Here is an 18,862-nt window from a genome sequence, read left to right on the forward strand (position 1 = left end):
GCGTCACCCACCATGTTCAGGCCTTCGCCACCTTCTTGGGCATCAGACCCTTGAGGTCACCCAGCTTGCCAAGCAGCGACTTGCCCTTCGCGGCTTCGGCGTCATCGCCACCATCCTCGACACAGCTCAGCAGACGGTTCGAAAGATCGAGCAGGCTGGTGCTCAGCTTCGAACCTTTGCCCGCCTCGGCAATCGGCTTACCGAGCTTGGCGGCCTGCGCCGCCACCTTCTGGTCGAGCGGGACCACCAGATCGACCTTGCGCTCGATCGAGGTCTCGAAATCCTTGCGGCTCACTTCGGGTGCGCCGCCCGCCGGAACGCGGTTGGCGATCACCATCACACGTGCCTGCGGCGCATTGCTCTTGAGCCATGAAAGGATGCGGATCACGTCGCGTGCAGCGGCCAGCGTCAGTTCGGTCACCACCACGGCCGCGTGCGCCTCATGGAGCAGGTGCGGGTGCTGCACGAGCATCGCGCGCGGCAAATCGATCACCGTGCATTCGAACGCTGAACGCATTTCTTCCTGAAGCTGGAAGAAGGCCGAACCATCGGTCAGCATCGCCTGATTGAGCGGAGCCTCAGCCGACAGGATCGAAAGCTTCTCGTTGGCCTTCACCATCGCGCGCTCGATGAAGAGCCCGTCGATACGGCTCGGATTTTCGATGGCGTCGGTAAGCCCACGGCCAGGTTCCAGATCGAGCGCGAGCGCGCCGGTGCCGAAATGGACGTCCAGATCGAGCATCGCGGTCGATCGCCCGGCCTTCTCCCCGAACAGCCAGGCCAGCGAGGTCGCGATGGTCGAGGCGCCGACGCCGCCGCGCGCGCCGATGACCGCGGTCATCAGGTGCGGACGTTCGGCCGACGGATCGAGATGCTTCGGAGCATTGAATACCGCCTGTGCCTGCGCAAAGGCGTCGCGAAGCTGATCCGGGCTGAAAGGCTTCAGCAGATAGTCCTGAATGCCGCTCGCGACGAGGTCGCGATACAGCCGGACGTCGTTGACCTGGCCCGCTGCAATCACGACGGTGCCCGGCTCGCAGACCTCGGCGAGCGCGTTGATGTCGTTGAGCGGATCGCCCGATTCCGACAGGTCGACGAACAATATGCTCGGGCTGGCCGAGACAGACAGCGACTGCACGGCGTTGCGAAGGCCGCCCTTGTTGACCTTTTCGGGCGACCAGCCGAGTTCGACGGCCACCGCACGGATGACCTCGACCGCTGCATCGTCACAGACATAGGCGTTGAACGGTTCACGCAGCGTCGCGCCGCGACCGGGAGTCCATGGTGCGTTCATGTTACTGTGCCCCCTTCGACGATTCCTGCTTCACGTCGCTAACACCGGTGAGAATGCGATCGCGGAAAGCCTTGACGGCCTTGGTCGCGGTATGACTATCGGAGCCGCCCTGGCCGTTGCGTCCGTGGATGAGATCCTCGGGATTGGCGATCATGGCTGCGAGGTTCTTGGCCGACGCGCAGCCATAGTTCGACATGGTCGACGCTTCGTATTCGGGCTGCGACGGACGGCTCCAGTCCGGGCATTCCGGCACCGAGGCCGTCGTCCTGCTGACCACTACCCGGACAGCGCCCGGGGCAATCTGGCCGGTGGTGACAGGGGCGCCTTGCTCGAGAAGCAGGCCGTAGCGTGCGGCGGCCGCAGCGACGGCGCTTCGCGCACCTTCATTGCCATAGCCCGATGGATCGTCGATCGAAACGCGGTCGCCATAGCCGAGTTCGAGCGACTCGAACCACGTGGCGAGCCGCCGAGCTTCGTCGGCTGCAATGCCACCGCCTGCCGCCTGAAGATCGAGCGTATAGTCGCTGCGCTGGACGACCGGCTGGTGCACCGATTCCATTCCGGGATTTACGGTTCCACCAGTGCAGCCTCCGAGCATCAGCAGCAATGCTGTTGCCGCGGTGCCCGACAGGTTTTTCATGGTCTTGCTGTTCATCGGTATGCTCCCGATCAGTCGAAGCTGAAGCCCGGCGCCGCGGCGGCGCCATCGGATTTGCCCTGTGCTGGGGCGACGGCGACGCGTTCCGGCGCGGGCGCCAGTGGTGCCGGGCCACGATTGCCCGGTGCGGGAAGCGCGGCGCTCGGATCGTGTGGCGTCATGCCCGGCTCGACCGTCCGGGGTGCTGCCGATTTGGGCGCCGGACGTTTTGCACCCGAGGTGCCTTCAAATGTCTGCCCCAGCAGGAAGGTCTCGGCATCGTTGGTGCCGCGATAGCCGTCGGTCGGCAACGCGATCTGGTTCGCCGAAACGGGCTTCACCAGATAGGGCGTGACGACGATCATGAGTTCAGATTCCGAGCGCTTGAACCGCTTGGAGCGGAACAACGCGCCGAGGACCGGCAGATCGCCCAGAAAGGGCGTCTTGTCGACCGAGTTGTTGTGGTTGCTGCTCAGCAATCCGCCGATCATGAAGCTCTGACCCGAACCCAGTTCGACCGTCGTTTCGGCACGACGCGTGGTGATGCCCGGTATCGTGAAGCCTTCCAGCCTGACCGAGCCCGCATCCGACAATTGCGATACTTCGGGGCGCACGCGCATCGAGATACGCCCATCGGCAAGCACGATTGGCGTGAAAGCAAGGCTGACGCCATATTGCTTGTACTCGATCGAAATCGATCCCAGGCCCTCGCTGATCGGGATCGGGATTTCGCCACCGGCAAGGAAGCTTGCGGTTTCGCCCGAAAGCGCGGTCAGATTGGGGTTGGCCAGCGTACTGACGAGGCCATCGGTTTCGGCGAGGTCGAGCGCGGCCTGGATATCCATTCCCAGGAAACGGTCGATAATGCCCATGGTGCTTCCGATGCCCGTTCCCTTGACCGTCACATTGCCGGTGTTGGGATCGACGGTGATCGCATCGGCGCGACCCTGCGTGAAGAAGAAATTGCCGTCGGTCGCGAGCAGATTGACCCCCACCGACTTCATGAAATCGCGGCTCACCTCGGCAATACGCACTTGCAGGTTGACCTGAAGCGGCGTCGCGGTGCGCAGGCGCGTGACGACCTGCGTGTTGGCGCCGACAAAAGCCTGCGCCAGCCTTTCGGCTTCGGCAACGTCATCGGGATTGGCGACGGTGCCGGTAAGCAGCACGAGGCCGTTCATCGGCGTCGCCCTGATCTCCGCATCGGGCATGGCGAGCTGGAGCATCGAGTCGACGGTGCCGAAATTCGTGCCGACGCGGACATTCGCGGCATAGACGACCTTGCCGCCGCGCGACGTGGCATAAAGGGTGGTCTCGCCCGGGCCCTTGGCGAAGATGTAGAGCTGGGTGGGCGAGCGCACCTGGACGTCAGCAATGTTCGAGTCCGCCACGAACAGATCCGACATCGGCGATGCGAGGTTCACCAGCGTGCCCCGGCCCGTCGAAAGATTGACCGTGGCGGAGGGCTGCGAGGCCCCACCCGGAGCGGCACCCAGCGGAGCCGCGGTAGCGATCGCCATGCCCATGGTCAGGGCCGCTGCGAGCGCGCATTCCAGCGAACGCTTCTTGGTCTTGGTCATGAAAGCCATGTCACTTACCCCCCACCGAAACTTCGGTGACATTGTTGCCACGGGCAACGCGAACCACTGGGCCGGAGAACGTCACGCTCCCCGAGACCGCTGAAGAACCACCTGAATTCTCGCTCTTTTGCGAGGGCACCGTGCGGCGCTGGAAGCGCGACACATCGGCGCCGGTGACGAAGGTGGTGGCACCGTCATTCGGGCGTGATGCGACAGCGAGCAGCATCTGCTTGTCCGCCTTGGGATCGCCGCCCTCGGGCACCTTGACCTCGCCCGCGGCAATCGCACGCTCGAGATCGGCCTCATTGTCGGCAATCGAGCGGAGCGAGAGCGAGAGCTGGCCGATCGTCTGCGCGACCGCAATCTTCTCGGCGATGCGCGGCGTCGTCTCGAGCGTCACCGTCGAGAACGTCGTGACCTCGGTCTTGCCTTCCTCGTTGGTCGGCACGGTCCGCTGATCGGTCGCAAGCACGCGCAGGTTGCTGATGATCGTCTCCGACGCCTTGAGCTCGGGACCATCGCCGCTGACGCTCTGCGTGAGCACCAGGTCGATTCGGTCACCCGGGAAGACGAAGCCGGCGACGCCGCTCTGGGCAGACACCGAAACCGTCACTGCGCGCATGCCCGGGCCGAGCGCCGCAGCGAGGAAGCCGCGATCGCCGGGCTTGACGAGCGCGCCCTGCGTGATCGGCTGGCCAGCGGTTATGGCGTAGCGCACCACCGTTCCGGCCAGGTTCCCCATCTCGGTTTCACCCTCGATGTAATAGGCGCTCTGAACGAGATCCTTGGGCCAGGGCTGATAGCGGAAGCTGTCAGGCCCGATGATCGTACCGACGGGCAGCGCGCGCGTCGCGACGAGCACCTTCGGTCCGGTTGGTTCGGGCGCAGCGGCTGCTACGGCCTGCGGCGCGGATGCGCCGCTGAACATGTTCTTGGCCATGATGGCGGTGACCGCTGCGATCACGAGCGCGCCAACCAGCAATGCGATCTTTTTGACATCCATGACGACAATCGCCTCCTGAGCCGGGCCCCCCATCGGCCCGCCATATTTGATCAAGCAAAATGGTTAAGATAAGGTTGGGTCATTACCCAAAACCCTCCCGCTGCAATCGCAACGCCGTAGGGAACCTCGATATTTGTCTGCAATTTGCGTAGCTTGTGGTAAATCAGCATGGTTGCGGTAAGTACGCCGCCGCCGATCGCCATGACGAACAACATGGTGAAAAGTTCGTCGAGCGGCAGCCACAGCGCGAGCGCGCCGAGCATTTTCACGTCGCCGCCGCCCATCGCTCCGATCGCAAACAGGCCGGCAAAGACGCCAAAGACCGCGAGGGCGATTCCGAACTGGATTGCCATGTCGGGCCAGAGCGCATAGCCGTTCGCCCACCAGAACAGGGGGGCGAGCAAGGCTATGGCACCATTGAGCCAGTTGTCGATCTGGCGGCGCCTGACATCGGTGAATGCCGCGAGCAGCATCAGGCCGCCCAGCGCAACCACCAGAATGTGCGAGAATAGTCCCCCTGTCATAGGAAGGAGGCTAGACGCTATGCCTTACGAAACCGTAACCAAGTCGTATGGAAACCATTATCTTTAACCGTCGCGCGATCCCGGCGGGCGCGGTCAACCGGCGGGAGGACGCCGGCGACGGCTGGCCGCTCAGAACATTCGAGTGGCCCGTGGAGGTCGGCGTGCCCCGCGGAACGATGTTGTTCCAGGGAGGTCGCGGCGACATTTTCGAGAAATATCTCGAGGCGTTCGATCACTGGCATCGCAGGGGCTGGCATATCGCGAGTTTCGACTGGCGCGGTCAGGGCGGTTCGGGGCGTCTCGCTGCGGATCCGCATGTCGGGCATGTCGAGGATTTCGCGACGTGGGTGGACGAGCTTGCCGAGCGTTTCGCTGCGCTCAAGGCAAGAACGCCGGAGCCGCACGTCGTCGTCGCGCATTCGATGGGCGGGCATATCGTCCTGCGCGCGCTGATCGAGCGCCGTATTGCGCCCGATGCGGTCGTCCTCGTCGCGCCGATGCTCGGATTGCGCAGCACGCCGTTTTCGCAGCGCATGGCGGCGTGGATCGCACGCCTGATGACGCGGATTGGAAGGCCCGAACGTCCCGCCTGGAAGGCGAACGAACGTCCCGCGCTTCCGGGCGCGTCGCGGCAAAAATTCCTGACGCACAGTATCGAACGCTATGACGACGAGCTCTGGTGGAAGGAGCAGAGGCCCGAACTGATATTGGGGCCGCCAAGCTGGCAATGGCTCGCCGCCGCCTATCGCTCGACGCTCGACAGCTTCGCGCCGGGGCGCCTGGAAAGCGTGAACGTGCCTATCCTGCTGCTCTGCGCCGAGGATGACCAGCTGGTCAGCCCGCCGGCGACGATCGAGGCCGCGTCGCGATTGCCCGATGCGCGGCTGATCCGTTTCGGGGCGGAATCGGCACATGAAATCCTGCGCGAGGCCGATCCTGTGCGCGAGCGCGCGCTTGGCGAGATCGACCGGTTTCTGGAGGAAAGGGCTGCGGCCCGGTGAAGCACTGCGACATTGCCATTATCGGTGCCGGCATTGCCGGCGCCAGCCTTGCGGCCGAGATCGGGTCGCAGGCGCGCGTCATCATGCTCGAGGCCGAGGACCGGCCGGGCTTTCACGCGACCGGGCGTTCGGCGGCGTTCTGGAGCGAGACCTATGGCGGTGCCGGCGTCCAGCCGCTGACCTCGGCATCGGGGCCAGCGCTCAACGAAGGCGGCTTTCTGTCGCCGATGGGATCATTGCACATCGGCCGCGCGGCCGACCGGCCGAGGATCGACGCCTTGCTGGCGGAGTTCGAGGGCACGGGCATCGCGCTGATCGAGGTTGATCCGGCATCGCTGATACCCGGCCTTCGGGCGGAGTGGATGCTTGGCGTGCACGAGCCGAGTTGCTCCTATATCGATGTCGCGGGGCTGCATGCCGCGTGTCTTTCGGTTGCGCGCAGTTCCGGCGTCGAGCTTCTGTGTCGCGCCGGCTTGCGTGGCGCGAAGCGTGAAGGTGCGGGCTGGCTGCTCGATACGGCCGCTGGTCCGGTTCGCGCAGGGATCATCATCGACGCCGCGGGTGCCTGGGCCGACCATGTTGCCGAAATGGCAGGCGTGCCGCCGATTGGAATCACCGCCTTTCGTCGGACCATGGCGCAGATACGGACCGAACCGCTCGCGCCCGAGGGATTGCCGCATGTCGCGGACATTGGCGGTACATTCTATTTCAAGCCCGAGCCGGGCGGCCGGCTCTGGCTCACCCCGCACGACGAGATCCCGACCGAGCCTTGCGATACTGCCCCCGAGGAAATCGACGTCGCGGTCGCGATCGATCGTTTCGAAGGCGTCGTCGACTGGCGCGTCGCCGCGGTCGAGCACAAATGGGCAGGGCTGCGGAGCTTTGCGCCCGACCGGCAACCTGTCTATGGCTTCGATCCGCACGAACCGGGTTTCTTCTGGTGCGCGGGGCAGGGGGGCTTCGGCATCCAGACCGCGCCCGCCGCGGCGCGGCTGGCAGCAGCGCTGTTGCTTGGCATTACGCCCGAAGCGAGCGTCCGGCACATCGACGCATCGGTCTACGCGCCCGACCGTTTCTTGCGATGACATTGCTTTACGATTGTGCGCTGGCGCCAGCAAACACAAGGGATTAGCCTCGGTCACGCCTGTCAACCAACGGAGAGTCCGATGGAAGAACGTGATCGAATCGATCCTGAAGAACGGGCCCGGCGCTCCCGTCGAGGAATAAGGATCAGCGCGCCGCGAGCGCGGCCTCACTGGCCAGCCTGTCGGCGCGCTCATTCTCGGGGTGGCCGGAATGGCCCTTCACCCATTGCCATTCCACGCGATGCGGTCGCGCGGCGGCAAGCAGCTCCTGCCAGAGGTCGGCATTCTTGACGGGCTTGCGGTCCGCGGTCTTCCAGCCATTTTTCTGCCAGCCATGGATCCACTTGGTCAGTCCGTCCATCACATAGCGGCTGTCGGTGTGGAGCTTTACCCGGCAGGGGCGCTTGAGCGCGTTGAGCCCCTCGATCGCAGCCATCAGTTCCATGCGATTGTTGGTCGTATGGGCTTCGCCACCCGACAATTCCTTCTCGCGGTCGCCCATGCGCAGCACCACGCCCCAGCCACCGCGACCGGGATTTCCCTTGCACGCGCCGTCGGTGAAGATCTCGACGAAGGAAAGTTCGCTCATGCCAGCGATTTGAACCGGTGCCCGAGATCGGGATCATAGACCTTCACCCGACGCCAATAAGCGAGCGGATCCTTGCGCGTTACGAGAGCGTCGGCGGGGGTATTGAGCCAGTCCCATGCCCGTGAAAGGAAGAAGCGCACGCACGCGCCCGTCGCGAGCGCATTAAATTCGGCCCTTTCGTGACTGCTCAGCGGAATCGTCTGTTCATAGCCGCGAATAAGCGCATCCCCGATCGCGGGATTGAATTTGCGCCCGCTCGCATCGAACGCCCAGGCGCTGTGCATCACTGCAAGGTCGTACGCCCGGATGTCAGTGCAGGCGAAATAGAAGTCGATCAGGCCGCTTACCTCATCGCCGCGCATCAGCACATTGTCGGGGAAAAGGTCTGCGTGAATGGTGCCTTGCGGGAGCTCCTCATGAAACCATCCGGAGAGCAGATCTTCGATGGTAAAGCCCACATCGTCGTAAAGGTCAGGCGCCATCTCGTTAAGGGCGTGGCCGCATCGCTCGAACAAGGGATACCAGGTATTGAGTCCCATCGAATTGGCGCGGGTGAGGGGAAAGTCGGCAAGCGCCGCATGCATCCGGCCCATCGCCGCACCCGCCGCCTGCGCCTGCGTAACCGTGGGATGCGACACCGACACGCCGGGCAGAAACTCTATCAGGCAGGCAGGGCGTCCTTCGAGAACATGAATCGCTTCGCCTGAACGGTCGCGTACGGAGCACGGAACCGGCATGTCGCGCGCGGCGAGATGATCCAGCAGTGCCATGAAATAGGGCAGGTCGTCCGCAGAGACCCGCTTCTCGTATAGCGTCAGGATGAAGCGGCCGCTGGTCGTGTCGACCAGATAGTTCGAATTCTCCACGCCTTCTGCAATGCCCTTGGCCGAGACGAGTTCGCCGACGTCGAAGCGCGCGAGAAAGTCGCCGAGGGCTTCGGCGGAGACCTGGGTGTAGACAGCCATCAGGCCGCTTCGAGGCCGCGGGGCAGCTTGAAGGCGATGTCCTCGACCGCGTTCGTCACCTCGCGTTCGACGACGTCATAGACCTCGCCGATCCGGTCCACGACCTCGCGGACGAGCAGTTCGGGGGCGGACGCCCCTGCGGTCAGGCCGAGCGTCGCAACGTCCTTGAGCCATTCGAAGTCGATATCGCTCGCGCGCTGGATCAGGCGTGCGCGCACCCCCTCGCGCTCGGCGACTTCGACGAGGCGGAGCGAGTTGGAGGAATTGGGCGCGCCGATCACGAGCACTGCATCGCAGGATGCGGCGATGGACTTCACCGCAGCCTGACGGTTCGAGGTGGCATAGCAGATATCCTCGCCGCGCGGCGCCTGGATCGCAGGGAACCGTTCGCCGAGCGCACGCACGATTTCAGCGGTGTCATCCACCGACAGGGTCGTTTGTGTCAGGAAGGCAAGCGCGTCGGGATCGGCCGGGTTGAGCGCCACCGCGTCCTCGACGGTCTCGACCAGGGTCATCGACCCTTCGGGCACCTGCCCGAATGTACCGATCACCTCGGGATGGCCCTTGTGCCCGATGAAGAGGATGTGGCGCCCCGTTGCGACCAGTCTTTCGGCCTGGCGGTGCACCTTCGAGACCAGCGGGCAGGTTGCGTCGAGATAGTTGAGACCGCGTTCGGCGGCTTTAGCCGGGACGATCTTGGGCACGCCATGCGCCGAAAAGACGACGGGTACGTCGTCGGGCACCTCGTCGAGTTCCTCGACGAAGATCGCGCCCTTGGCCTTGAGGGTGTCGACGACGAATTTGTTGTGCACGATCTCGTGCCGGACATAGACCGGCGCGCCATATTTTTCGATTGCGAGCTCGACGATGCGGATTGCGCGATCGACGCCAGCGCAAAAGCCGCGGGGGGCGGCGATGAGCAGGTTCATGCGGGGACGGGATACGGCGTTTTCAGTCATCTCGCGGACGCCTCTACGCCATTGTGCTGGGCTGCGAAAGTCGCTTCCTCTTGTCCGTTGCGCTCTTGGCTGGCAAACGTGCGCTCCGTCATAGTTTTGAGGATCCGTCTGTGCCCAGTCTGAAGCCGCTATTTGTCTGCACTGCTCTGCTCGCGCTTTCGGCCTGCGCCGGTCAGGAAAACGAGATCAAGGAAGGCGGCATCGCGGCCGTGCGTTCGGCGTGTCCGGGCGTTGGCGTCCCCGCGCATGCTGGCGATATCACCCTCTTCAATCCGGCGACCAGCCGCGACGCGAGCGCGATCGACGTGGTGGCGGCGATCACCAATGTGCGCACGACCTGCGACGATGCGGGCGCAGAGATCGTCGCCAATGCGACCTTCGATGTGATCGCGACGCGCAGCAATGCCAGCGGCGCGCGCGAGGTGGTGCTTCCCTATTTCTCGACTGTTCTGCGCGGTGGCCGCGCGGTCGTATCGAAGCGGCTCGGTCGTATCGCGGTGCGTTTCGAAGATGGCCAGACCCGCGCGCAGACGAGCGGCGCGGCAAGCGCCTCGATCAATCGCGCGGCGGCGACGCTGCCCGAGGATATCGAGCAGCGTCTCACGCGCCGCCGTAAGGCGGGCGACGCCGATGCCGCGATCGATCCGATGTCGATTCCCGAAGTCCGCGACGCGGTGTCGCGTGCGACCTTCGAACTGCTCGTGGGCTTCCAGCTCACCAGTGAGCAGCTTCAGTATAATGCCACGCGCTGACGCGCGCGCATTGGCATTGCTCTGGGCGGCGTTGGGAACCGCGCCCGCCGCGGCGACCGGCGCGCCCACCGCATTCGACGTCGCCGTCGCCGATTCGCGTGCGCCGAAGACGAGCTATGTCCTTCATCTCAAGACGCGGCTCATCGACGTGCTCGATACGGAGCGGACCGCGGAACTGATCGAGTGGCGCCAGGACGGGCGGGTGCGGGTCGAAGCGGGGGGCGGCCGTCATCTCGCGGATTGTGCGAGCCGCAAGGGCTGGTCCGCGCAGGGCAGCAAGGTCGTCGAAGATCGGGACATTTGGAAACATCTGTGCGGCATCACGCCGTCGCCCATTGAGAATTCCGAGATCGAGGTTCAGGGCGGCGTGACCCGGCTCGCCGGCGGCGCGCGGCTTGTAGTGGTGCCCGACGCGGGTTTTGAACGCTGGATCCGCCTTGATCCCGACAATGTGATCATGGCGATTTCCTACCGACCCTACGGCCCCGGCCGCGCAGCGAAGGGATGGGCGGTTGCCGACTGGATCGAACGTTGCGCCTTGCCCGAACACATTTTCGAGCCCGGCAGCCTTGTCAAATCAGCGGATTTCCGGTGCGCTGCACAGACGCGTGAAACACTTGCGGATCCCATGTTGCCCGAAGGGTTCCGCCTTTCCAGATGGCATGATGAGGATAGGTTCGCCGCCATCTTCGATGATGGCTTTGGCGACGACGACATAGGCGAGCGCCTCGATGCGGCGTTGCGCGAAGTCGAACAGGCGGCGGGGCCCGATTCAATCGCCTATACGGAAGCGCTGACATGGGCCGGGCTGGGCTGGTACGAGCGCGACGAGCAGCAACGCAGCATTCCCTATTTCCAGAAGGCGCTCGCGCTCTACGAACGTCTGGTGCCAGAAGGGCATCCGCTGCGCACTTTGTCACTCAACACGCTAACCGATGCGATCGCGACGGCGCGGAACTGGTTCGGCGCAGCAGAAGCCGGCCGGCGGCAGCGCGCCATCTATCAGGGAAGGCTGGCCGGCAACGGACCCGACAGCGCGGTCACGATCGTTTCGTTCATGGAACTCACTCAACAGCGCATAGAGGCTGGCGAGCTGCAGCCGCTGGCGACCGGCTGGCAAGAGACTGTGACCGAGCTGCGGCGTGGCCATGATCTGCTTGTTCGCACGCAGGTTGATGACTGGCGCGACGTCAACCCGCTGCGCGAGCTGCTTGTTGCGATGTATGCCGAGGCGGGACAATTCGATCAGGCGCTTGCGCTGATTGATGTCGCCGAGAAATCGGGCGTGATGACCTCGGACCCGCTGGATATTCTGATCGACAAACCCGGTCTGGACGAGGCCCGGATCGACATTCTCGAACGTGCCGGACGGACGCGGGAGGCGGCCGAGCTGCGCGCGAAACTGCCTGACAACGACAATATTCACGATCACGACATCCTCGACGACGCGGGGCTGACGCCTACGGCGTGAGGCTGCCGGTTCGTGGCCGATAATCGTGGGCTACCTCTAATCCCGTTGACTCGCGCAGGGGTGAAGGGCATGGGATTCGCGTCATCGGCGGGTAACCGCCGGGGATCGCGCGGGAGAGTGTGCTGCATCCACAAAGGTGCGGAACCGCCGAAGGAGCAACCGCCCCGGAATCTCTCAGGTCAAAGGACCGCGCGGGCCCGTGACACTCTGGAAAGCGTTCTGGCGAAGGCCAGGACCACCGAAGGGGTAAGCCCGGTTCGCACAGGATCGCGCGAAAGCTCTCAGGTACCGTGACAGAGGGGGCAATGAGGAGACGGCACGAATCCGTGCATCGCCTCATTGACCCTTTTCGACGTGACGGAGTGCATCATGAGCGAGACTTCCGAAGACACCATGAACCCATTGCCGCTCGACGGCTGGCATCGTGCGCAGGGCGCGCGGATGGTGGGCTTTGCGGGCTACGCCATGCCGATCCAGTATGAAGGCATCATGGCCGAGCATCTCTGGACGCGCGAGAATGCGGGGCTTTTCGACGTCAGCCATATGGGCCAGCTCACTTTTTCGGGCGAGGGCGTCGACAAGGCGCTCGAAACGCTGCTGCCCGGCGAGATCCAGGCGCTGGGCGCCAATCGCATGCGCTATTCGCTGCTGCTCGACGAGACCGGCGGCATCCATGACGATCTGATGGTGTCGCGGCTGCCGGGCGCCGGCGCTTTCGATGGCGCCGACATCTACATGGTCGTGAACGGCGCGACCAAGTTCGAAGACATCGGCTATCTGCGCGAGTTTCTGCCCGACGAGATCGCCATGAACCACATGGAGGACCAGGCGCTGCTGGCGCTGCAGGGCCCCAAGGCGGTAACCGCGCTCTCGCGGATCGTGCCGGGCGTCGAGGCGCTCTATTTCATGCAGGCGGGCGCATTCGAATGGGACGACGCGCCGCTCTGGATCAGCCGCTCGGGCTATACCGGCGAGGACGGCTTCGAAATCTCGGTGCCCGCCGACAAGGTCGAGGCACTGGCGCAGGCGCTGGTCGATCAGGATGAGGTCAAGCCGATCGGGCTCGGTGCACGCGATTCGCTGCGGCTCGAAGCGGGACTGCCGCTCTATGGCCATGACCTGAGCCTCGACACCGATCCCGTCTCGGCCGACCTCACCTTCGCGATGCAGAAGCGCAGGCGCGAGGAGGGCGGCTTCATGGGCGCCGACGTGATCCTGAAAAAGCTCGCCGAGGGCGCAGCGACGAAGCGCGTGGGCCTGACGATCGAGGGACGCCTCCCCGCACGCGAAGGCGCCGAAATTTTCGCGGGCGATGTCAGGGTCGGCACCGTCACCTCTGGCGGCTTCGCGCCCAGCGTCGGCGCGCCGATCGCCATGGGCTATGTCGATGCAGCCCACGCCGCGACGGGCACGCGTTTGCAGATCGAAGTCCGGGGCAAGCGGCTCGACGCCACCGTCGCGCCCATGCCCTTCGTTCCCCACCGTTATCATCGCAAAGGAGCTGCGAAATGAGCCGTTATTTCACCGAGGATCACGAATGGGTCGACGTCGAGGGTGATATCGCGACCGTTGGCATCACCGATTATGCGCAGGAGCAGCTCGGCGACATCGTATTCGTCGAGGTTCCCGAAGAGGGCAAGGAAGTCTCCAAGGGCGACGACGTCGCGGTGGTCGAATCGGTGAAAGCCGCGTCGGACGTCTATGCGCCCGTCTCGGGCACGGTGATCGAAGGCAATGCGGCGCTTGAGGGCGAGCCGGCGCTGGTCAACAGCTCGCCCGAGGAAGACGGCTGGTTCTTCAAGTTGACGCTGTCCGACGCCGCCGAGCTGGAAGAACTGATGGACGAAGCGGCCTACAAGGCGTTCGTCGCCAAGCTTTAAGCCGTACGCGCTGGAAAGGCCGGGCCATGGTCAACACGACGAGCAAATGGGATGCGGCGGATTACGCCAGGAACGCGGCCTTTGTGCCGGCGCTTGGCATGCCCGCGGTCGAACTGCTCGATCCCAGGCCCGGCGAGCGCATCCTTGATCTCGGTTGCGGTGACGGCGTCCTGACCGAGGCGCTGGTGCGCGCGGGCGCCGAGGTCGTCGGCGTCGACGCCTCGCCCGACATGATTGCGGCGGCGAAAGCACGCGGGATCGACGCATATGTGAAGGACGGGCAGGCGCTCGACTTCGATGGCGCGTTCGATGCCGCTTTCAGCAACGCGGCGCTGCACTGGATGCTCGATCCTGCGGCGGTTGCTGCAGGCGTGTTCCGCGCGCTCAAGCCGGGCGCGCGCTTCGTGGGCGAGCAGGGCGGCCACGGCAACATTGCGCAGCTTCGCGCGGGCTTGCGCGCCGAACTGACCGATCGCGGCTATCCCGTCCCGGCCGAGGACCCGCAATGGTATCCAACGCCCGAGGAATTCACGCGCATCTACAGCGATGCCGGCTTCACCGATATCGAGGCGTGGCTGATCCAGCGGCCGACGCCTTTGCCCGCGGGCGCGGCGTCGTGGTTCCGTACATTTCGCGCGGGTTTCCTCGATGCCGCTGACGTTCCCGAAGAGGCGCAGGAGGAGGTCGCGATGGCGGCCGAGGCGCGCGTCGCGCCGATCCTGCGCCAGCCCGATGGCAACTGGGTTGCCGATTATGTCCGATTGCGTTTCACGATGAGAAAGCCCCTTTGATGCGCTATTTGCCACTTACACCCGAGGATCGCGGCGCGATGCTCGCCAGGATCGGCGCCAGGTCGATCGACGATCTCTTCATCGATGTGCCCGCAGCGGCGCAGCTTGACGGTCCCATTGCGGGGCTGCCCGCCCACGCGAGCGAACTCGCGGTCGATCGGCACCTGTCGGCGTTGGCGGCGAAGAACACCGCGGCGAGCCAGATCCCGTTCTTTCTCGGGTGCGGTGCGTACAAGCATCACGTGCCTGCATCGGTCGATCACCTGATCCAGCGCGGCGAGTTCCTGACCGCCTATACGCCGTATCAGCCCGAAATTGCGCAGGGCACGCTGCAGATGCTCTTCGAGTTCCAGACGCAGGTCGCGCGCCTCTATGGCTGCGACGTGGCGAACGCGTCGATGTACGACGGCTCGACCGCGTGCTGGGAAGCGATCGTGATGGCGCGTCGCGTCACCAAGCGTGGCAAGGCGATCCTCTCGGGCGGCCTTCACCCGCATTATGTCTCGGTCGCCAATACCATGGCGAAGTTCACCGGCGACGTGCTCGACACCGCGCTGCCTGAGTTGACCGCCGAAACCGATGCCGAGCGGCTGCTCGCTGCAATCGACAAGGACACGTCGTGCGTCGTCGTGCAATATCCCGATATTCTCGGCCGTGTCACCGACCTCGCACCGATCGCTGCCAAGGCGCATGAGAATGGCGCGCTGCTGGTTGCAGTCGTTACCGAACCCGTGGCATTGGGCGCGCTCAGGTCGCCCGGCGAGATGGGCGCGGACATCGTCGTGGGCGAGGGCCAGTCGATCGGCGTAGGCCTCCAGTTCGGCGGCCCCTATGTCGGCCTGTTCGCCTGTCAGGAACGCTTCGTGCGCCAGATGCCGGGCCGGTTGTGTGGTGAAACCGTGGACGCGGAGGGCAAGCGCGGCTTCGTGCTGACGCTGTCGACGCGCGAACAACATATCCGCCGCGAAAAAGCGACATCGAATATCTGCACCAATTCAGGACTTTGTGCGCTGGCGTTCTCAATTCACATGACATTGCTGGGCGAGAAGGGGCTGCGCGATCTGGCGACGCTCAACCACGCGCTCGCGGTGCAGGCTGCCGAGCGACTGGCAAAGGTGCCGGGCGTCGAAGTCGTCAACGACAGCTTCTTCAACGAGTTTACGCTCAGGCTTTCGAAGGAGGCGCGCCCCGTCGTACGCGCGCTCGACAGCAAGGTGCTTGCCGGCGTCTCGCTCGGCCGGCTCTACCCGGGGGTCAAGGCGCTCGAGAACGGCCTAGTCGTCGCAGTGACCGAAACCACCACGGCGGAGGACGTCGAAACCCTTGCATCCGCGCTCGAGGAGGTACTGGCATGAGCATGAATCGCGAAGGCCGCCCGACGCGCCCCGAAGCCACAACGCAAGCCGCCGGCAGTACCTTTACCGGCAACCGCGCGCTGATGCTGGAAGAGGCGCTGATCTTCGAGATCGGCGATACGCACACGACCGGGGTCGACCTTGAACCGGCACCCGCCGTCGCCAGCCGTCTCGGCGGCCTGGAGCGTAACCGCGCCATCGGCCTGCCGGGCCTCTCCGAGCCCGAGACCGTGCGCCATTACACGCGTCTCAGCCGCCAGAACTACGCGATCGACCTCGGCCTCTTCCCGCTGGGCTCGTGCACGATGAAGCACAATCCGCGCCTCAACGAGAAACTGGCGCGCCTGCCGGGTTTCGCCGACATCCACCCGCTCCAGCCGATCGACACAGTGCAGGGCGGGCTCCAGCTCATCCATGAGCTGGCGCACTGGCTGTGCACGCTGACGGGCATGCCCGCGGTCGCGATGAGCCCCAAGGCAGGCGCGCATGGCGAACTGTGCGGCCTGCTGGCGATCCGTTCGGCGCTCGAGGCGCGCGGTGACGCGCGTCAGGTCATTCTCGTTCCCGAAAGTGCGCACGGCACCAACCCGGCGACCGCGGCATTCTGCGGCTACAAGGTTGAGGACATCCCCGCGACCGCCGAAGGTCGTGTCGACCTCGAAGCGTTGAAGGCACGGCTTGGGCCCGACGTGGCGGCGGTGATGATCACCAATCCCAATACCTGCGGCCTGTTCGAGCGCGACATGAAGGCGATCTCGGACGCGGTGCACGCCGCGGGCGGGCTGGTCTATTGCGACGGCGCCAATTTCAACGCGATCGTCGGGCGCGTGCGGCCGGGCGATCTCGGCATCGACGCGATGCACATCAACCTGCACAAGACCTTCTCGACGCCGCATGGCGGCGGCGGGCCGGGCGCGGGACCGGTGGTGTTTTCCGAAGCGCTCGCGCCTTTCGCGCCGCTGCCCTTTGTCGAGAAGAACGGCGAAGGCTATCGCCTGATCGAAGAGGAAACCGCCGAAGAGCACCATGCGCAGAGCTTTGGCCGGATGACGGCGTTCAACGGCCAGATGGGCATGTTCACGCGCGCGCTGAGCTATATCCTCAGCCATGGCGCGGACGGGCTGCGCCAGGTTGCAGAGGATGCGGTGCTCAACGCCAACTATGTCCTGCGCAGCCTCGAGGACGTGCTCGACGCGCCCTTTGGTCCCAGCGGGCCGTGCATGCACGAGGCGCTGTTCTCCGACGATGGCTTTGCCGAGGGCTTCACCACGCTCGACGTTGCCAAGGGGCTGATCGACGAGGGCTATCATCCGATGACGATGTATTTCCCGCTCGTCGTCCACGGGTCGATGCTTGTCGAGCCCACCGAGACCGAGAGCAAGGCCGCGCTCGATCAGTTCATCGGCGCGCTGCGTTCGGTGGCCGAACGTGCCAGGGCGGGCGACGAAGCGCTCAAGGGCGCGCCGCACTTCGCACCGCGCCGCCGCCTCGACGAGACGCTCGCCGCGCGCAAGCCAGTGCTCGTGTGGCGGGACGCGGAGGTCGCGCAAGCAGCCGAATGAGCCTGGGCCTGATCGCCTTCGGTGGAAGCGCTGTGCGTTGCCACCGAAGGCGGGAATCGAGCCTTGTTCAAGGTCTAGAGCCAGCGACGGACGCGAGCCTTGTAATGACGGTAGCCCTCTCCGAATTTCGCTTCGAGATAGCGTTCTTCGCGAACGATCACCTGGCTCTGGATGACGATCAGGGCTATCGGCAGGGCGAGGAGCGCGGCCGGGCTGTCGCACATCAGCGCAATTCCCGCATGGATCATGGCCATTGCCAGGTACATCGGGTTGCGCGTGTAGCGGTACAGGCCCGTCGCCACGATCGCGGTGGTTGGTTTCCAGGGCTCGGGGTTGGTTCCGGCCCTGCGGAAGCCGCTCACCGCCGCCACAAGAATCGCAGCGCCCAGAACAACAAGCGTTGCTCCGATGTATCTATGGAGCGGTCCGATTCCGAAGCCGGGGAGATCAAGCCATCCGCCGGCGGCAAGACCAAGCAGCAGAAGGCCCAGATATACCAGAGGCGGCGGAAGGGGAATTCCGGCCACGTCCTTTGTTTCCGGCATGCGCATTCCCCGGCCCGGTTGATCGAAGCACCCTTATATGTCGAGCGTGGCGCGGCGGACAGAGGACACAGATGACGGGGGGATCCGAACCCTGGTTTGCCCGCGAAGCTGGCGGATCGGCGCGCAAACATGCGCCCGCAACGCTGCGCAATCGCGAACCGATCGTGGACGTGCTGCGCACCCTGATGCCCGTACGAGGCACGGTGCTCGAGATCGCGAGCGGCAGCGGTGAACACATCGTCCATTTCGCGCAAGTGTTTCCCGCACTGGAATGGCAGCCAAGCGATCCCGACCCCGATGGGCGGCGTTCGATCGCGGCGTGGGGCGCGCAGAGCGGGTTGCGCAATATCCGCCCGCCGCTCGATATCGATGCCTCGGCAAGCGACTGGCCGGTGGGACCGGTCGACGCGATCCTGTGCATCAACATGGTTCATATCAGCCCTTGGGTCGCAACACAGGGTCTGATGAGCGGTGCGTCGGTGCACCTCGCGCCTGGCGCACCGCTCTATCTATATGGTCCCTATCGCCGGGACGACGTTCCGACGGCGGAGAGCAATGAAGCCTTCGATCTGTCGCTCAGGAGCCGCAATCCTGAATGGGGACTGCGGCGGGTAGAGGACATGATAACGCTCGGCGCGGCGTCGGGGCTGGAGCTTGAACGGCTGGTGGAAATGCCCGCCAACAACCTGTCGTTGGTCTTCCGCAGGCGCGGCTGAACGCGCGCCCGCTCAGTTGATCGCTTCTTCGCCCGCCTGGCCGACCGATTCGATGTCGCGACCAAGCCCCTTCACGGTCGAGCACGCGCTGAGCGTGACGGCGGTCAGGGCGAGAATGGCGATGGCAACGGACTTCTTCATGCAGGGCACCTC

The 18,862-nt window shown here is 64.7% G+C and carries 20 protein-coding genes and 1 riboswitch; of the genes, 10 read left to right on the forward strand and 10 right to left on the reverse strand.

The annotated features are described in order from the left end of the window. Positions 1-16: 16 nt before the first annotated feature. Genes MKI88_RS00710 through MKI88_RS00730 form a run of 5 tightly spaced genes read right to left on the reverse strand, consistent with a single transcriptional unit; the run spans position 17 to position 4,987 of the window. Positions 17-1,294: a pilus assembly protein CpaE gene (locus MKI88_RS00710; protein WP_241628411.1), complete on the reverse strand. Its 1,278-nt coding sequence runs from the start codon at positions 1,292-1,294 to the stop codon at positions 17-19. Between the two features lies 1 nt (position 1,295). Then, positions 1,296-1,949 (reverse strand): CpaD family pilus assembly protein, encoded by a 654-nt coding sequence (locus tag MKI88_RS00715; protein ID WP_241628413.1) that lies wholly within the window; start codon positions 1,947-1,949, stop codon positions 1,296-1,298. A gap of 14 nt (positions 1,950-1,963) precedes the next feature. Further along, a complete protein-coding gene (locus MKI88_RS00720; protein ID WP_241628415.1) occupies positions 1,964-3,520 on the reverse strand; it encodes a type II and III secretion system protein family protein in 1,557 nt (518 codons plus the stop codon). A 1-nt stretch (position 3,521) separates the two neighbouring features. Then, positions 3,522-4,514, reverse strand: coding sequence for a Flp pilus assembly protein CpaB (gene cpaB, locus MKI88_RS00725; RefSeq protein ID WP_241628417.1), 993 nt, complete (start codon positions 4,512-4,514; stop codon positions 3,522-3,524). A 50-nt stretch (positions 4,515-4,564) separates the two neighbouring features. Continuing rightward, positions 4,565-4,987 carry a prepilin peptidase gene (locus MKI88_RS00730; protein ID WP_241628419.1) on the reverse strand — a complete coding sequence of 141 codons (423 nt, stop codon included), beginning with the start codon at positions 4,985-4,987 and terminating at the stop codon, positions 4,565-4,567. A 98-nt stretch (positions 4,988-5,085) separates the two neighbouring features. Between MKI88_RS00730 and MKI88_RS00735 the strand changes: the two genes are divergently transcribed. Together MKI88_RS00735 and MKI88_RS00740 are read left to right on the forward strand one after the other, a co-directional pair. After that, complete coding sequence (locus MKI88_RS00735; RefSeq protein WP_241628421.1) at positions 5,086-6,039, forward strand: alpha/beta fold hydrolase; 954 nt, start codon at positions 5,086-5,088, stop codon at positions 6,037-6,039. Continuing rightward, a complete protein-coding gene (locus MKI88_RS00740) occupies positions 6,036-7,124 on the forward strand; it encodes an FAD-binding oxidoreductase (protein ID WP_241628422.1) in 1,089 nt (362 codons plus the stop codon). The genes MKI88_RS00735 and MKI88_RS00740 overlap by 4 nt, the downstream gene beginning before the upstream one ends. Before the next feature lie 145 nt (positions 7,125-7,269). Here MKI88_RS00740 and rnhA read toward each other — a convergent pair whose 3' ends face one another. The 3 genes from rnhA to ispH are packed head-to-tail and all read right to left on the reverse strand — an operon-like array spanning position 7,270 to position 9,637. Next, positions 7,270-7,713 carry a ribonuclease HI gene (gene rnhA / locus MKI88_RS00745; RefSeq protein ID WP_241628424.1) on the reverse strand — a complete coding sequence of 148 codons (444 nt, stop codon included), beginning with the start codon at positions 7,711-7,713 and terminating at the stop codon, positions 7,270-7,272. Further along, the gene (gene thrB / locus MKI88_RS00750; RefSeq protein WP_241628426.1) at positions 7,710-8,678 is read right to left on the reverse strand and encodes a homoserine kinase; all 969 of its coding nucleotides are present in this window, start codon (positions 8,676-8,678) and stop codon (positions 7,710-7,712) included. The genes rnhA and thrB overlap by 4 nt, the downstream gene beginning before the upstream one ends. Then, positions 8,678-9,637, reverse strand: a complete 960-nt coding sequence (gene ispH, locus MKI88_RS00755) for a 4-hydroxy-3-methylbut-2-enyl diphosphate reductase (protein ID WP_241628428.1) — start codon at positions 9,635-9,637, stop codon at positions 8,678-8,680. Before ispH ends, thrB begins: the two co-directional genes overlap by 1 nt. Before the next feature lie 110 nt (positions 9,638-9,747). Between ispH and MKI88_RS00760 the strand changes: the two genes are divergently transcribed. From MKI88_RS00760 to gcvPB, 7 genes are all read left to right on the forward strand, one after another. After that, positions 9,748-10,389 (forward strand): hypothetical protein, encoded by a 642-nt coding sequence (locus MKI88_RS00760; RefSeq protein WP_241628430.1) that lies wholly within the window; start codon positions 9,748-9,750, stop codon positions 10,387-10,389. Continuing rightward, positions 10,376-11,860 carry a hypothetical protein gene (locus MKI88_RS00765; RefSeq protein WP_241628432.1) on the forward strand — a complete coding sequence of 495 codons (1,485 nt, stop codon included), beginning with the start codon at positions 10,376-10,378 and terminating at the stop codon, positions 11,858-11,860. Before MKI88_RS00760 ends, MKI88_RS00765 begins: the two co-directional genes overlap by 14 nt. A 100-nt stretch (positions 11,861-11,960) precedes the next feature. Continuing rightward, positions 11,961-12,060: riboswitch (glycine riboswitch) on the forward strand. 169 nt (positions 12,061-12,229) lie between these two features. Then, positions 12,230-13,372 (forward strand): glycine cleavage system aminomethyltransferase GcvT, encoded by a 1,143-nt coding sequence (gene gcvT, locus MKI88_RS00770; RefSeq protein ID WP_241628434.1) that lies wholly within the window; start codon positions 12,230-12,232, stop codon positions 13,370-13,372. Then, complete coding sequence (gene gcvH / locus MKI88_RS00775) at positions 13,369-13,740, forward strand: glycine cleavage system protein GcvH (protein ID WP_241628438.1); 372 nt, start codon at positions 13,369-13,371, stop codon at positions 13,738-13,740. The genes gcvT and gcvH overlap by 4 nt, the downstream gene beginning before the upstream one ends. A 26-nt stretch (positions 13,741-13,766) precedes the next feature. Beyond that, complete coding sequence (locus MKI88_RS00780) at positions 13,767-14,531, forward strand: trans-aconitate 2-methyltransferase (RefSeq protein ID WP_241628440.1); 765 nt, start codon at positions 13,767-13,769, stop codon at positions 14,529-14,531. Continuing rightward, positions 14,531-15,886: an aminomethyl-transferring glycine dehydrogenase subunit GcvPA gene (gene gcvPA, locus MKI88_RS00785; protein ID WP_241628442.1), complete on the forward strand. Its 1,356-nt coding sequence runs from the start codon at positions 14,531-14,533 to the stop codon at positions 15,884-15,886. Before MKI88_RS00780 ends, gcvPA begins: the two co-directional genes overlap by 1 nt. Then, positions 15,883-17,448, forward strand: a complete 1,566-nt coding sequence (gene gcvPB / locus MKI88_RS00790) for an aminomethyl-transferring glycine dehydrogenase subunit GcvPB (RefSeq protein ID WP_241628445.1) — start codon at positions 15,883-15,885, stop codon at positions 17,446-17,448. Before gcvPA ends, gcvPB begins: the two co-directional genes overlap by 4 nt. 74 nt (positions 17,449-17,522) lie before the next feature. On the opposite strand, the gene MKI88_RS00795 is transcribed toward gcvPB, so the two are convergent. Further along, positions 17,523-17,999 carry an isoprenylcysteine carboxylmethyltransferase family protein gene (locus tag MKI88_RS00795; RefSeq protein ID WP_241628447.1) on the reverse strand — a complete coding sequence of 159 codons (477 nt, stop codon included), beginning with the start codon at positions 17,997-17,999 and terminating at the stop codon, positions 17,523-17,525. Positions 18,000-18,064: 65 nt separating this feature from the next. On the opposite strand from MKI88_RS00795, the gene MKI88_RS00800 reads away from it, so the two are divergent. Beyond that, complete coding sequence (locus MKI88_RS00800; RefSeq protein ID WP_241628449.1) at positions 18,065-18,709, forward strand: DUF938 domain-containing protein; 645 nt, start codon at positions 18,065-18,067, stop codon at positions 18,707-18,709. A 12-nt stretch (positions 18,710-18,721) separates the two neighbouring features. Here the strand turns inward: MKI88_RS00800 and MKI88_RS00805 are convergent, their stop codons facing one another. Beyond that, positions 18,722-18,850 (reverse strand): entericidin A/B family lipoprotein, encoded by a 129-nt coding sequence (locus tag MKI88_RS00805; protein WP_241628451.1) that lies wholly within the window; start codon positions 18,848-18,850, stop codon positions 18,722-18,724. Positions 18,851-18,862 lie beyond the last annotated feature (12 nt).

The sequence above is a fragment of the Sphingomonas sp. LaA6.9 genome (genome assembly GCF_022601895.1).
Lineage (GTDB): Bacteria > Pseudomonadota > Alphaproteobacteria > Sphingomonadales > Sphingomonadaceae > Sphingobium_A.